This window comes from Rhizobium sp. P1_E6, assembly GCF_056405875.1.
In genome coordinates, this window is sequence record NZ_JBFUBG010000126.1 from 1 (window position 1) to 13213 (window position 13213).

The 13213-nt window shown below is 61.4% G+C and carries 14 protein-coding genes and 1 pseudogene; 3 read left to right on the forward strand and 12 right to left on the reverse strand.

Translation table 11 applies throughout. From position 1 onward, the window contains the following. Positions 1-188, reverse strand: a 188-nt coding sequence (locus tag AC1D35_RS32285) for an SDR family NAD(P)-dependent oxidoreductase (protein WP_477941919.1), incomplete at its 3' end; no start/stop codon positions are given. A gap of 322 nt (positions 189-510) precedes the next feature. Between AC1D35_RS32285 and AC1D35_RS32290 the strand changes: the two genes are divergently transcribed. The 3 genes from AC1D35_RS32290 to AC1D35_RS32300 all read left to right on the forward strand — a co-directional run bounded on the left by AC1D35_RS32290 (position 511) and on the right by AC1D35_RS32300 (position 2833). Beyond that, entirely contained in the window at positions 511-1296 is a 786-nt protein-coding gene (locus AC1D35_RS32290) for an IclR family transcriptional regulator (protein ID WP_477941921.1), read from the forward strand. A 73-nt stretch (positions 1297-1369) separates the two neighbouring features. Continuing rightward, entirely contained in the window at positions 1370-2194 is an 825-nt protein-coding gene (locus tag AC1D35_RS32295; RefSeq protein WP_477855015.1) for an amidohydrolase family protein, read from the forward strand. A gap of 231 nt (positions 2195-2425) precedes the next feature. Then, positions 2426-2833 (forward strand): helix-turn-helix domain-containing protein, encoded by a 408-nt coding sequence (locus tag AC1D35_RS32300; protein WP_113300181.1) that lies wholly within the window; start codon positions 2426-2428, stop codon positions 2831-2833. A gap of 46 nt (positions 2834-2879) precedes the next feature. Here AC1D35_RS32300 and AC1D35_RS32305 read toward each other — a convergent pair whose 3' ends face one another. From AC1D35_RS32305 to AC1D35_RS32355, 11 genes and pseudogenes are all read right to left on the reverse strand, one after another. Beyond that, positions 2880-3146 (reverse strand): hypothetical protein, encoded by a 267-nt coding sequence (locus AC1D35_RS32305; protein WP_477941923.1) that lies wholly within the window; start codon positions 3144-3146, stop codon positions 2880-2882. Between the two features lie 58 nt (positions 3147-3204). After that, positions 3205-3951 carry a TfuA-like protein gene (locus AC1D35_RS32310; protein WP_477855016.1) on the reverse strand — a complete coding sequence of 249 codons (747 nt, stop codon included), beginning with the start codon at positions 3949-3951 and terminating at the stop codon, positions 3205-3207. Then, entirely contained in the window at positions 3948-5210 is a 1263-nt protein-coding gene (locus AC1D35_RS32315) for a YcaO-like family protein (protein WP_477855017.1), read from the reverse strand. The genes AC1D35_RS32310 and AC1D35_RS32315 overlap by 4 nt, the downstream gene beginning before the upstream one ends. Positions 5211-5223: 13 nt before the next feature. Beyond that, positions 5224-5367 (reverse strand): hypothetical protein, encoded by a 144-nt coding sequence (locus AC1D35_RS32320; RefSeq protein WP_477834044.1) that lies wholly within the window; start codon positions 5365-5367, stop codon positions 5224-5226. Positions 5368-5469: 102 nt separating this feature from the next. Next, positions 5470-7422 (reverse strand): tetratricopeptide repeat protein, encoded by a 1953-nt coding sequence (locus tag AC1D35_RS32325; RefSeq protein WP_477941928.1) that lies wholly within the window; start codon positions 7420-7422, stop codon positions 5470-5472. A 158-nt stretch (positions 7423-7580) separates the two neighbouring features. Continuing rightward, positions 7581-7809: pseudogene (locus tag AC1D35_RS32330) on the reverse strand (hypothetical protein); the annotation flags it as partial. A gap of 7 nt (positions 7810-7816) precedes the next feature. Next, a complete protein-coding gene (locus tag AC1D35_RS32335; RefSeq protein WP_477855018.1) occupies positions 7817-8629 on the reverse strand; it encodes an aldo/keto reductase in 813 nt (270 codons plus the stop codon). 313 nt (positions 8630-8942) lie between these two features. Then, positions 8943-9842, reverse strand: coding sequence for a carboxylating nicotinate-nucleotide diphosphorylase (gene nadC / locus AC1D35_RS32340; RefSeq protein WP_477855019.1), 900 nt, complete (start codon positions 9840-9842; stop codon positions 8943-8945). Position 9843: 1 nt separating this feature from the next. Then, a complete protein-coding gene (locus AC1D35_RS32345; RefSeq protein ID WP_477855020.1) occupies positions 9844-11388 on the reverse strand; it encodes an L-aspartate oxidase in 1545 nt (514 codons plus the stop codon). Beyond that, entirely contained in the window at positions 11385-12356 is a 972-nt protein-coding gene (nadA, locus tag AC1D35_RS32350) for a quinolinate synthase NadA (RefSeq protein ID WP_477855021.1), read from the reverse strand. The genes AC1D35_RS32345 and nadA overlap by 4 nt, the downstream gene beginning before the upstream one ends. Positions 12357-12425: 69 nt before the next feature. Further along, a partial coding sequence (locus AC1D35_RS32355) for an NUDIX hydrolase (RefSeq protein ID WP_477941927.1) occupies positions 12426-13213 on the reverse strand: 788 nt, incomplete at its 5' end.

Sequence of the window (13213 nt, forward strand, 5' to 3'; positions counted from 1 at the left end):
TCTTCGAGCACGTTGAGCTTGTGGGTGGAAATCTTGGCCTGCGCCGCCAGGGTCGCAAGAGCATCGGTATTGATGTCGGTGGCGTGCACCCTGGCGCCGGCCGCGGCGAAAGCAAGCGCGGTGGCGCGGCCGATGCCCTGACCTGCTGCGGTGATGAGAACGCTCTTGCCGGAAAGATTGCTTGTCATGTCATGGCCTCTGTGGGGATTGYGCGCGCTGGCGTTGATGCTGAAATATATCTCAAAAGGATCGGTCAGGATGCAGGCCGCGTTCGAACGCCCTCTTGGGCGACATCAGGCAGATGGTCACGATATCCCTGCGCATGGCCCTCCTCCCTCTCCCTTTATCTTGTTTTTGTCTCGCCTTGGCGAGTTTTCCGGAAACGATATCCTCAAACTTGATTTGTCTGTTTATAGACAAACAGACGATAGTTCTATGGTCAAGCGCGAACTTTTTCTTTTCCGTCCGCCTGTCTGCGTATATGCAGAATGATATTCACAGGAGGGAAGAATGGAGACCGACGAGTCAGATCGCTATCGCGCTCCGGCGCTCGACAAGGGTCTCGATATTCTCGAACTTCTGGCGGGTGTCGATAGCGGCCTGACGCAGGCGGAAATCGCCAAGCGGCTGGAGCGCAGCCCGAACGAATTTTACCGCATGCTCGACCGTCTCGTGAAGCGCGGTTACGTGACGCGGCTCGATGGCGACCGTTACTCTCTCACCCTGAAACTCTTCGGCCTGGCGCAACTGCATGCGCCGGTGCGCCGGCTCGCCTCCTATGCGACGCCGCTCATGCGCGAGCTCGCCCAACGCTCCCGTCAGGCAAACCATCTGGCCGTCTTCGACCGTGGGGCTGCCGTCGTCATCGCCCAACAGGAGGCGCCCGACTATTGGGGCCTGTCGATCCGCATCGGTTCCCATATCAGCCTGTTCGACACCGGGTCCGGCCATGTGCTGCTTGCCTTCCGCAGCGACGAGGAGCGCGAGATGATGATCTCGGAGCATGTGCGCAGCCGCGAGGACGTCGACCTAGGCCCGGATTTTCACGAGCGGCTGAATCAGATCCGCAAGCGCGGCTATGAGATGATGGCGAGCGCCCAGACCGCTGGCGTCTATAATCTCTCGGCACCGGTCCTGGGGTCGGACGGACGCGGTATTGCGGCGCTCACCTGCCCCTATATCGCGCTCGTCAATGCGCCGGCAGCGCCCGATATCACCCAGGCGATCGGCATGGTGCAGAAGACGGCGGCCGAGCTTTCGGCGCTTGCCGGCGCCACCATCRCAGGACCGAGTTAAGGCAGCAGAATTTCTATTTGAACAATCCATTCACCAGAGATAGGTTGAATGCCACTCTTTGGAGGAAAAGAGCGTGTTCATCGATACCCATCTGCACGTCATCGACCGTTCGGCGCTGAGCTATCCCTGGCTTGCCGATGTGCCCTCGCTCGACCGTGATTTTCTCTACGAGACCTACGCGAGCGAAGCCAAACGCTGTGGCATCACCAAAGCGCTGCACATGGAGGTGGACGTCGATCCCGTCATCATGCAGGCCGAGACCGATTACATCAGCCGCCTCGGCGATCTGGTGGCCGGAGCGATTGTCTCCTGCCGGCCGGAAGACGACGGCTTTGCCGCCTATCTGGATCGCCAGAAAGCCGATCCCTTCGTCAAGGGCTTCCGGCGCGTGCTGCATGTGGTGCCCGACGATATCTCGGAAGGCGCGCTCTTTCGCGAAAATGTCAGAAGACTTTCCGGCACCGGTCTGACCTTCGATCTCTGCACGCTGCCGCATCAGGTGAGCAAGGTGGGCGCGCTCACCGACGCCGCGCCCGATGTCCAGTTCGTGCTCGATCATTGCGGCAATCCGGATATCAAGTCGAACGCTTTCGAGCCCTGGAGCCGCGGTATCGTCGAAATCGCCCGCCGGCCGAATATCGTCGCCAAGATTTCCGGCATCGTTACCAATGCCGACCCGACAAGCTGGACGGCTGAAAACCTGCGGCCCTATATCGAGCATGTCGTATCAAGCTTCGGCTGGGATCGAGTGGTCTGGGGTAGCGACTGGCCCGTCTGCACGCTGGCGAACGGCCTTTCCACCTGGGTCGCGGCCACCCACGCCGTGCTGTCGGGCACGGCGGAAACGGAGCGTTCGAAGCTCCTTCATGGTAATGCGCAGCGTCTGTGGAAGCTCTGAGTTTGCCCCGATAGCTCACCCAGCGTCGCGCTTTCGGAGTTCAATTCTGCCGGGTTCTCGTCTGAAGTGATCTGTCCCGACGTGCAATCCGTAGGGGCTCTCGGATGGCGCGATGTTTTGGCCCAGCCTAAACGACATGCGAACAATTGCTAGGTTGAACTAACTCGGCTAAAAGTTGTTACTGCCGGCCGTGTAAGTTGTCTGGCCGGTTTTCGCAGGAGGGAATATCAGATGAAAGAAGAACCGCATTCCGTGGACGTTCACGTCGGCAAAACGATCCGTATACAGCGACTGCTGAGAAAGGTTTCTCAGACGGAACTGGGCGATCGTGTTGGCGTGACCTTCCAGCAGATCCAGAAATACGAAAAGGGATCCAACCGCGTCTCCGCCAGCATGCTCGTCGAAATCGCCGGCGCGCTGAGCGTTGACGTCAGAACCTTCTTCGACGATCTGACGGCAGCTGCCGCCAACGCAAATGATAATCCCGCTCCGAGCGAAGAATTCGTCATTTCGCGTGAAGGCGTCCAGCTCAACGCTGCCTTTTTCTCGATCAAGAATGAGCAGCTTCGCAAGAAAATTCTCAAGCTCGTTCAGGCAATCGCCAGTACCGAGCAGATGGAAGCCGACGCTGCGGAATAACACGTCGGCCTGAATTTATAGCGATCAGTCGCACCCCGCATCGGGATTAATGGCGTTCGATMAAGATCAGATTTTCGCCAGCGTCCTTCATTGCGATCTTGGCTTTGCTGCCGACGAGTTTTTCAAGGTTCGCATCGAGTTCCCTGTCCGGATCGATGCCGTCCCAATCGATGACGACCTGCAGCAGTGCCATGTTTGTCAGGTGCATGAGATTGCGCAGCTGAAGTTTTTCAGCCTCGTCCTTGGCTGCCGACAGCAGCCGGAAGAGCCTTGCGTATTCTCTGCCTGCACCCTGGTCCCTTTTTTCAAACATTGTTTCCGCCCTCGACAACAGTCAAATCCCCACGCAGGATACCTTGGGCTTTGAACCGTTATTCGAGCGTTACAGGTTGCATCTGCTGCGTGATTTCGGCCTGCAGCAGCTCCCAATGCGAAGTTGCTGCAAAGCTCCAGTCACGCTGTGTTGACGCAAACTCACCCTTCTTCAGCCAGTCCAGCACTAGCCGGGCGTCGCTGCGTTTGCGTTCGACGCGGTTGGTGCGGATCGCCGCCAAGATCTGGTCGCGCCGCAGCTTGCGGACGAAATGGCATTCATCGACCACCTTCGAATAGGTTCGTTCGGAGAAATGCAGGAAGCGGCCGGCCAGCAGCAGCTTCTTGCGCTCGCTGACGGTAATTTCACCCTTGGCATGGAGACCTTCGATGGTCGGCTCGAAATCGACCCAGGGTACGGAAAGCGGCAGCCAGCCGAGTTCCTGCGGCGCATGGACGAGCGCCACCGCTTCGTCATCAATGAGATCGCCGGATTCGTAGTCGTCGAAGATCGAGCCGATGCCGATCATGCCGAAGATGGAACATTCAGTAGCACGCAGCGCCCCCATGCTGGAACCGCCGGCAACGGCAACGCCCTTTTCCAGTGCAAAGAGGATCTCCTTGTGCCAGACCGACGGCAGATCGCCGAAATAGCCGTCGATCAGGCCGATCGCTGTCGCCCCCTCATGCACGGCTTTCAGAATGTCGCCGCAGGCCGCGGGCGCGCGAAAATCGATATCGGGATGCTGTTTGCGGGCTTCGGCGATGTCGCCTGCAAGGCTCGGGCCGACGAACAGGATTTTCATGCCGCGGCTTCCCTGATGACGTTGACGGCGCGCAGGCCGAGCTGGATATACTGGCCGCTGATATCGACCTCGAGGCCCGGCACGATGACGCGCACGACGGAGACCGGAAGGGTGGGATGGCAAAACGGCACGGCAATGATCTGGCTGATGCCGGCGGCCCTCAGCCGGCCGGCGATATGGCGGATCGTATCCTGGATCGTCGCCGGGCGATGCGGGCGCATGGGGAAGGGTTTGAGCGCCGCATCATCGTTGCAGAGATCGACGACCTGGCGCATGCCAGCGCTGCGGTCGATCCGCTGGTAAATCCTCGGCGAGAAATCGTCACGGCTGCCGGCAATCGCCGTCAGCCGGCTCTGGGCGGCCTCGGTGATGGCGCGCAGTGCCGCGCGCACCGGATCGGGATGGCAGCCGCAACCGCCGCAGACCTGAGCCCAGCGGGCATCGACGCGATCGGAAAGATTGCCCGGAATGATGACGGCGAGAAAGGCCGGGACACCGATATCGGTGGTCATGTCGATCAGCAGCAGGCGCATGCCGGCCTGCCGGATGCGATCGACCATGACGTCGATCACGGCATCGCCGAAGGCGAGCGGATCAACGCGGTTCTGCTTGAGCTGTTCAGGGGACTTGAGCTGGGTGAGCGCCCAGGCATCGCGCTCGACCAGTTCGCAGAGCCCGTGCAAGACGGCTTCGGCTGGCGTATTGCCCGAGGCAAGGCCATCACTCGACTGTTCGAAGCCCGGTGGGCGCTCGCCGCGATGGTCGAGTCCAACCAGCCACCAGGGCACGAAAGTGGTGCTGCCAGAGAGAAGCTCGAAGCCGGAGCACCAGGGGATCTGGCCGTCGCCGATCTCGTCGGGGGCACAGCGCGCCACGCTGTCGAGATCGATCATCGCGGCCCGCTCGGCTTTCATGGTCTCAAGGCTGGCGAGCGTCAGGTCGGCAGGCGCAATTTCGGCGATGCGGGTCTCGATCGCCTCCATGGCGGCCGAGGTCATCGCCGCTTCCTTGTCGATGCCCTTGCCCTGGAAGACCGACAGCGTGTGGCTGTTCGGCCGTGTGGCGAAGGCAACCGGAATGTTCAGCACGTCGAGCCCGGTCAGCAGCCCGACGCGGGTGATGCCGAAGTCGCGCAGATGCGGTTTGATCGCCGCAAAGGTCTGCGCCGGTGTCATCGACCGGTCGTGGTAACTGTTGACGCCTGCCGAAGACCGGTTGAGGTCGGCGGCAAGCACTTCAAGGTCGGCCAAAGCAGACATGCTGATTGGTTCCTTAGCGAAACCTCAGCGCATGCGTCAGGCTTTCGAGGCCGTTTGCCGATACGGTAAGCTCATCCTGCTTGATGGCAGCCTTGGCGGCAGCGGAAAAACGAAGTGCCTGGGTCTGGATTGCGGCGTTGGTTTCAACGGTCTTCATGATCTCTCTCCGATTGGTTGGGCGGCTGGCCGCCGTTAACCATTGGAAGAGAGCATTGCCTGCGTCATTTAAGCGTTACAGGCTTCGTTAAAAGGCTGCGCTTCATGGAAGACCGGCGAGTTGCAGGCCTTTTATCAGCGGTTCGGTAAAGGCCGGATCGCGATCGGGAACGAAATGACGGATCTCTTCGCTGCGGAAATCGGGGAAGTTTTCCAGCACGACTTTGGCGTAATTTCTGGCTTTCGCGGCATCGCCCGCCATGGCGTGCGCAGCGGCGAGCAACCGGGCTGTCGCCTGTTTCGCCTTCACCGGCTCCAGCGCCTCGATCGCCTCTTCATACTCTTCGCGCATGAAGTGGATACCGCCGAGGTTCCAGTAGTAATAGTCTGGTGGCAGCGGGTTGAGCTTGAAGGCGGCCTTGCTGAGCTCCAGCGCCCGATCGAAATCGCCGTCATGGGAAAGCGCATCGGCGAAATCGGCAAGGATATCGGCATCGTTAGGATTGAGATCCTGGGCCTGCTGGAAATGCTCCAGGCTTTCGTCGAAGCGGCGGCGATAGAGCGCCACGAAGCCGAGTTCGCGATAGGCCCGACCGCTGTTGGGATCGGTCTGCCGCGCCATCYTCGCGGCGCTATAGGCCTCGTCGAGCAGGTCCCGGTCGCGCATGCCGCGGATCAGCCATTCCATGCCGAGCGCGCGCGACATGCCAGCATGGGACGGCGAGAAATGTTCATAACGGCTGAGCGACGACTTGAACCATTTGCGCGCCTGGCGCAGGTGTTGCAGGTCGGTCTGGGCAATCAACCGCTTGCCTTCGAGATAGAGGCGATAGGCGGAAGCGGGCACATCGCCGAGCGGCATCGCCAATTCGGTGCGCTCGATCGTATCGGCGAGTGTCATGACGATGCGCCGTGTGAGCTGGCTGAAAGCTTCGCTGATCTTCTGCATCGCAAAGGGAATTTCGACCGCCCACAGAACCTCAGAGGTTGCCGTGCGCGTCAGCCGGCAGGTGGCATAGACATCCTCGTCCCGGCCCTGGATCGTTACATAGACGGCATAGTCGAAGGACAGGTCGAGCGGGCCGACGGTGGCGCGCGTCGGGTCGAGGGCGCGGCTCAGCATTTCGAGGCTCGTATGGGCGGCGATCACCTTGAAGCCGCGTTGCTGGCTGAGGCCGATCGTGACATCCTCGAGCAGTGCGCGGCCGACACGCTCCATCAGCGGATCGGTGAAGATGCTTTCGGGGGGCAGAATGACGATGCGCGGCTGGCCAGCCGGATCGATCAGCAACTCCGAGGTGGGACGCGGACGTTCTGTTGCCGGCTGCGCGGCGGCCAGGATGCCGAGTTCACGGGCAAGCGCCGTCGTAGCCCCGTCCGGCTCGATATCGAAATCGTTCTTCAGCTGGCTGCGGCACTTCAGATAGGCCTGACGCGCCGCCGGCAGGTCGTTCATGCGGGCATGGGCGCGCATCAGCGCCCGGCAGGCGATCTCATTGGCGGAATCGAGCTCGATCAGCCGCTTGGCAAAGGCGATCAGTTCCTCGTCCGGGCGCTCGTCGTCACTTTCCAGCAGGCGGACAAGATGGGCCGAGCGCGCTTCGTCGATGCGCTGGCGCTCGAAGGTCAGCCAGTCTTCTGCGCCCTGCGTCGGGGATTTGACGCTTTCGAGCAGTTCGCCGAGCAGGATGCCGCTTTCGGCCGGCTCCAGCACATCCTTCCGCTTGAGGATATTGAGGTCGATCTCCCAGCCCGGTGCCAGTCCCAGATGGGTGCGCGTGGCGGTGAGCAAAGGCGGCAGGCCTTCGGGAATGCTCTGCTCGATGCGGGAGAGGAGCTGGCGTAGGCTGCCGGCGCGTTTTTCGGGAAGTTCGGATTGCCAGAGCTGGCATCGGATGGTTTCGCGGTCGACCAGCGGCTCCGACGACAGCGCTAACATTGCCAGCAGGAAGTAGGATTTTTCGGGTAAGGGAAGCTCAGTCCCGGCGACCAACAATTGCGGCCTGCCGAGCAGACATAGTCTGTTCGCTTTCACTTCCCCGGTTGACCCGTCCATCACGGTTCTCACCTTCAAAAGCCAGAACGCCTGGAGCGCACCGGCCGATTGGATGATGTTAGAGTGAATAGCGGGCAACGGGAAGCGCTTTTGCTTTGAAGGAGCAAGATTTTCATCGAATATTTACGGTCGCGGCAGGTGCTTGCTGCCGGCATACTTTACGAATGCTGCATATGGGCGTGAGACACCGCTCTATTTTGGAACATGCGGACCGGCGATGCCGCCATATATTCGTCCTGTGTTGCAGCTTCCTCTGCCTAGATTTAAGCCCCTTTTTGCTGCGCCGCCAGAGCACCTCTTCGGCGTGCCTGGCCCATTCATGTTGGACGAGATATTCGATCTCGGTCTCACAGAGATCGGATCCGACAGCCTGCCGAGATCACCGATCAAACACCTAGTCCCACTTCGGGCCCCAGTCCGGATCGACGACGCGGTGATTGCGGTCGATGGTCTCGATATGGGAGATTTCCTGAGCTGAAAGCCTGATCGAGCTTGCCTTGAAGTTCGAGCGGATGCGTTCCGGCCTGCCCGATGTCGGGATGGTGCAATAGCCCTTGGCAAGCTCGAAGGCGATCGCCACTTGTTCCGGCGTCGCATCGTGTTTTTCACCGATCGCGCGCAGCACCGGCTCGTCGGAAAGGATGCCACGGGCGATCGGCAGATAACAGGTGACCAATATTTCCTTTTCCCGGCAGTAGTTTGCGAGCTTCTTGTTCTGCAGGATCGGGTTAAGTTCGAACTGGTTGTTGGTGATCCTACCCTTGCCGAGCAGCGCTTCCGTCTCCTCCAGCAGGGCAATCGTGAAGTTCGAAACGCCGATCAGCTTCGTCAGGCCGCGGGCCTGCGCCTCGGCGATCTGGGTGATGTAGACTTCGAGCGGAATGCGGCCATTGGGCGACGGCCAGTGGATCAGTGTCAGGTCCACCTGATCGACCTTGAGCGTCTCTAGGCTCTTTTCCAGAGAAGGGACGAGTGCGCCGGGATCGAAATTGTCGGTCGAAATCTTCGTGGTCAGAAAAACCTCGTCTCGGTCAAGGCCAGAGCGGCGCAGCGCTTCGCCGACTTCGAATTCGGTGTCATAGGTTTGCGCGGTATCGAGATGCCGGTAACCGGTTTCGAGCGCGCAGAGGATTGCATCGATACCCTCCGTGCCGTTCCGCCCAAAGGTGCCAAATCCCATCAATGGAATAACGTTATGTTTTTCCAAGAGTATCTCCTCCATTTCGCCTCACTCCGCCAGAGACTTGCCGAGCTTTGCAACAGCTTGCGGCGAAGTCCAGCGAAAAACGCCTGTTGGTCTCAGGCAAATTTCCGGCCTGGTCCAGCGACGGTACAGGACTGGAATTCGGACGTTGAATCCAGGAGGCGGCGGTGCGGACCGCGGGTTTCGGCAGGACGAAGGCGCGATGCCATTGTGACACCGTGAAGGACCTCGGTGTCATGATCGGACTTCTGGAGTTCAACTCCGATATGGAGCCGCAGCCCCACTCGGCTTGAGCGGCTCAGGCGGCCAAATCTCTCTAGAAGGCTTGGGCGACCCGGCGCAACAGCGTCTCGCTTTCGATATCGGCTTCGACAAAATCGAGGCCGATATCGAGCACCGGGGCGCTGTGTGTGAGCCAGCCGACAGAGATCAGGTCGACGCCTGAGGCGGCAATGGCAGGTGCCGTTCTGGGCGTCACGCGGCCTGAGGCCTCGGTGATCGCACGCCCGGCAACGATGTCGACTGCCTCGCGGAGCTGATCGGGCGTCATATTGTCGAGAAGGACGGCATCGATCCCCTCGGCCATGGCTTCATGGAGCTGATCGAGCGTGTCGACCTCCACCTCGATCTTGACCATATGGCCGACACCGGTCTTGGCGCGGCGGATTGCTTCCGAAACTCCGCCGGCGATGGCGACATGATTGTCCTTGATCAATACCGCGTCACTGAGTGCGAAGCGGTGGTTCATGCCGCCGCCGGCACGCACGGCATATTTTTCCAGCGCCCGGAGACCGGGCGTCGTCTTGCGGGTGCAGACGACAGAGGCTTTCGTATCCCGGATCGCGGTGACGATGCCTGCCGTCACCGTGGCGATCCCGGAGAGATGGCCGAGGAAGTTCAGTGCCGTGCGCTCCGCCGCCAGAAGTCCGCGCGACGGGCCTTCGATGGTGGCGATCACGCTGCCCGGCTGCACCGTGGCACCATCCGGCAGATGCCGTTTCAGGGTGATGGCGGGATCGACGAGCTGGAAGGCCAGCTCTGCTGCATCGAGGCCTGCAACGACGCCCGGCTGGCGGGCGGCCATGACGACCGTCGAGCGATGATCTGAGGGGATGACGGCTGCCGAGGTGATATCGCCGGCAAGGCCGAGATCTTCGACAAGAGCTGAACGCACCAGCGGCTCGACAATGACGCGCGGAAGGGAAGCGAAGTTCATCTCAGGCACTCCTTGCAAGGGGATGGGAGGCGGTGGCCCGGGCAATTTCCAGGGTTTCGGCAAGCGTCATTGCCCGCCGTACGACTTCAGCACGCTTCAACGGGAAGTCGGTGCGGGCATGGGCGCCGCGCGATTCTGTCCGAAGGCTGGCAAAGACGGCAATCAATAGCGCAACAATCGCCGGATCGGCGGCCGGGCCGTCGCCTTCGACCAGCGGCAGCAGGCTTGCGACGGCGCCGTGGATCGCGCCTGCATTGCGCAGCACGCCGAGATGGCGCGAGACGATCAGCCGGACAAGCGAGGCATCGGCCACGACCGGCAGCGGATAGGCAGCTTGGGTCACAGGCGTGCTTGCTGCCGGAGCTGCGAGAATGTCGCATCCTGCGCGCATGCCCATGACGGCAGCCTCCAGCAGCGAATTGCTTGCAAGCCGGTTTGCGCCATGCAGCCCTGTCGATGCCGCCTCGCCGGCAACCCAGAGGCCGGCAACGGAACTGCGGCCGGCGGCATCGGTGGCGACACCGCCCATGTGGTAGTGAACGGCGGGGCGAACGGGGATGAGTTGACGACTGGCATCAATGCCGGCTTCCCGGCAGAGCGCATCGATGACCGGGAAGCGCGTGGCAAAACGATCTCCAAGTGCCACTCGGGCGTCGAGGAAGACCCTGCCACCGCGCGCGAGTTCAGCACTGATGGCACGCGCCACGACATCGCGCGGCGCAAGTTCTGCGCCTGGCACGCCAGCCATGAAGCGCTCGCCGCTTTCGTTGACGAGCACGGCACCCTCGCCGCGGACAGCTTCGCTGACCAGCGCCAAAGGCTGGCGGCGGGAATCGAGCGCAGTCGGRTGAAACTGCACGAATTCCATGTCAGCGAGTACCGTGCCAGCGCGCGCCGCAAGCATGATGCCCTGCCCGAAATTGCCCATTGGATTGGTGGACGCTTCATAAAGCCCGCCGATACCACCGGTCGCCAGCACGATCCGCCGCGTTGGCAGAGTGACGGCGCCGCTGTCCCCGGTGCAGAGGAGCCCGGTCACGCCACTCTCGTCGGTCAGGATACGGCGGGCTTCCTGACCTTCGAGCACCGTGACGGAAGGTGTCGCGATAACGGCTGCGACCAGCGCGCGGACGATCGCAGCACCCGAGCCATCACCTTCCGCATGCACGATGCGACGGCGGCTATGGGCGGCCTCCAGACCCAGCGAAAAGCTGCCATTGGCCGTCTTATCGAAGCGGACCCCGGCCCGCTCCAGCGCGGCGATGGCCGCCGGCGCTTCGGCGACGATGCCGGCGGCGATAACGGGATCGCAAAGCCCGTCGCCGGCAGCAAGCGTGTCGGCGAGATGCAGCTCGGCGCTGTCATCGGCTCCGAGACTGGCGGCGATGCCCCCCTGTGCCCAGGCGCTCGACGTCTGCGCGCCCAGGGCCGCGCGGGTGACGATGATAACGGGCTCTGGGGCAAGGGCCAGCGCCGTCATCAGGCCCGCGAGGCCGCTGCCGACGATGACGGTGCGGCCGGTGAGTCGATCGGCAATCTCGCTCATATTGCCAGCATCCTCTCCACAGCCCGACGGGCAGCGACAGCGACCGCGGGATCGACGGTCACTTCGTGGCGGTTTTCTTCGAGCGCCGTGCGGATGTTGGAGAGCGTGATGCGCTTCATGTGCGGGCAGAGATTGCAGGGGCGAATGAACTCGACATCGGGGTGATGCACGGCAACATTGTCGCTCATTGAGCACTCGGTCAGCAGCACGACGCGGGCCGGCTTCTTCTGCCTGACATAATCGGACATGACGGCGGTGGAGCCCGCGAAATCAGCTTCAGCCACGACATCCGGCGGGCATTCGGGATGGGCGAGCACCGTCACGCCGGGGTGGTTTTCCCGCAGCTGGCGCACATCCTCGGCAGTGAAGAGCTCATGGACCTCGCAATGGCCATGCCAGGCGATGATCTCGACATTGGTTTCCTTTGCGACATTCTGGGCAAGATACTCGTCGGGGATCATCAGCACCTTCGGCACGCCGAGGGATTCAACCACCTGTTTGGCATTGCCCGAGGTGCAGCAGATATCGGAGGCGGCTTTGACGGCAGCCGATGTATTGACATAGGTGATGATGGGCACGCCGGGATGGGCCTGGCGCAGCAGGGCGATATCTTCCGGGGTGATCGAATCTGCCAGCGAACAGCCGGCACCCATATCGGGGATCAGCACCGTCTTTTCCGGGTTCAGGAGCTTTGCCGTCTCTGCCATGAAATGCACGCCGGCCAGCACGATTACGTCGGCATCGACTTCGATTGCTTTTCTGGCGAGCGCCAGGCTGTCGCCGACGATATCGGCAACGCCATGGAAGATCTCCGGCGTCTGGTAATTATGCGCCAGGATGACCGCATTGCGCTTACGCTTCAGTTCCAGGATTGCTTCGACATCGTCCTGAAACGTCATCCATTCGGCTTTGGGAATGACGCGGCTGACGCGGTCATACAGGGAAGACGCGGATACGAGGTGGTTCATGGCCGGCTCCTAATTATGCTCGATTTGAGCATATCTCAGGTAAAGAGATATTCTCATGGTGAGCATATGTCAATTGCGGGAGAGCGGTAATTTCGTTCCGGCGAGCGCGCGCTCTTCGAGGATAGTCTGGCGGAAGCGGAAAAGCTTGGCCGGCCGGCCGCCGGTTTCGCTCGTCGCCTCGCCCGTTTCCTCCACCAACTCCTGCTGTTCGATCAGGCGGCGGAAGTTCTGCTTGTGCAGCGTCAGGCCGGCCAGCGCCTCGACGGCCCGCTGCAATTGAAGCAGGGTAAAACTCTCGGGCATCAGTTCGAAGACAACAGGCCTGTACTTGATCTTGGCGCGAAGCCTTGCAATCCCGGTTGCCAGAATACGGCGGTGGTCGGCAAACATCGGCCGGCCGAGATTGTCTTCCCTGCCGCAGCCCGCTTCAGTGACGAGGCCCGCCTCATAAAGCAGTTCGTAGCGCTGCAGCGTCAGATCCTCGTTCCAGCCACCGCCGTCGAGCCCGAAGGTGAAATCGGCGCGGCGATGGCGGTATTCGCGCTTTGCCGGATCGGCATCGGCCCAGAGCCGCAGGCGCGCAACAAGCTCATCGAGGATGGCCGGACGTCCGTCGCGATGGTCCTCCCAGGGGAAATATTCGTACCAGCCGTGCCATCCTGGCCGTCCCGCCCCCATCTGTTCGTTGACGAGGCCGAGATAGCTGATCGAAATGGTTCGCCCGCCCTGGATATCATTGTTCCGGTCGCGGTCGGCAAAGGTGTAGAGCTGCTCCAGAAAACCGACCGGATGGGCGGTCTGTTCCTGGATCCATTCGCGCAAGCCCGATTGCAGCGTGCGATGGCCCATTTCAAAGG

What these genes read in the sequence shown, in the direction of transcription:
- AC1D35_RS32320 (WP_477834044.1), bottom strand. Translation starts at nt 5,367, where the DNA reads ATGAAGACCGTTGAAACCAACGCCGCAATCCAGACCCAGGCACTTCGT.
- nadC (WP_477855019.1), bottom strand. Translation starts at nt 9,842, where the DNA reads ATGAACTTCGCTTCCCTTCCGCGCGTCATTGTCGAGCCGCTGGTGCGT.
- nadA (WP_477855021.1), bottom strand. Translation starts at nt 12,356, where the DNA reads ATGAACCACCTCGTATCCGCGTCTTCCCTGTATGACCGCGTCAGCCGC.
- AC1D35_RS32315 (WP_477855017.1), bottom strand. Translation starts at nt 5,210, where the DNA reads ATGTCTGCTTTGGCCGACCTTGAAGTGCTTGCCGCCGACCTCAACCGG.
- AC1D35_RS32300 (WP_113300181.1), top strand. Translation starts at nt 2,426, where the DNA reads ATGAAAGAAGAACCGCATTCCGTGGACGTTCACGTCGGCAAAACGATC.
- AC1D35_RS32310 (WP_477855016.1), bottom strand. Translation starts at nt 3,951, where the DNA reads ATGAAAATCCTGTTCGTCGGCCCGAGCCTTGCAGGCGACATCGCCGAA.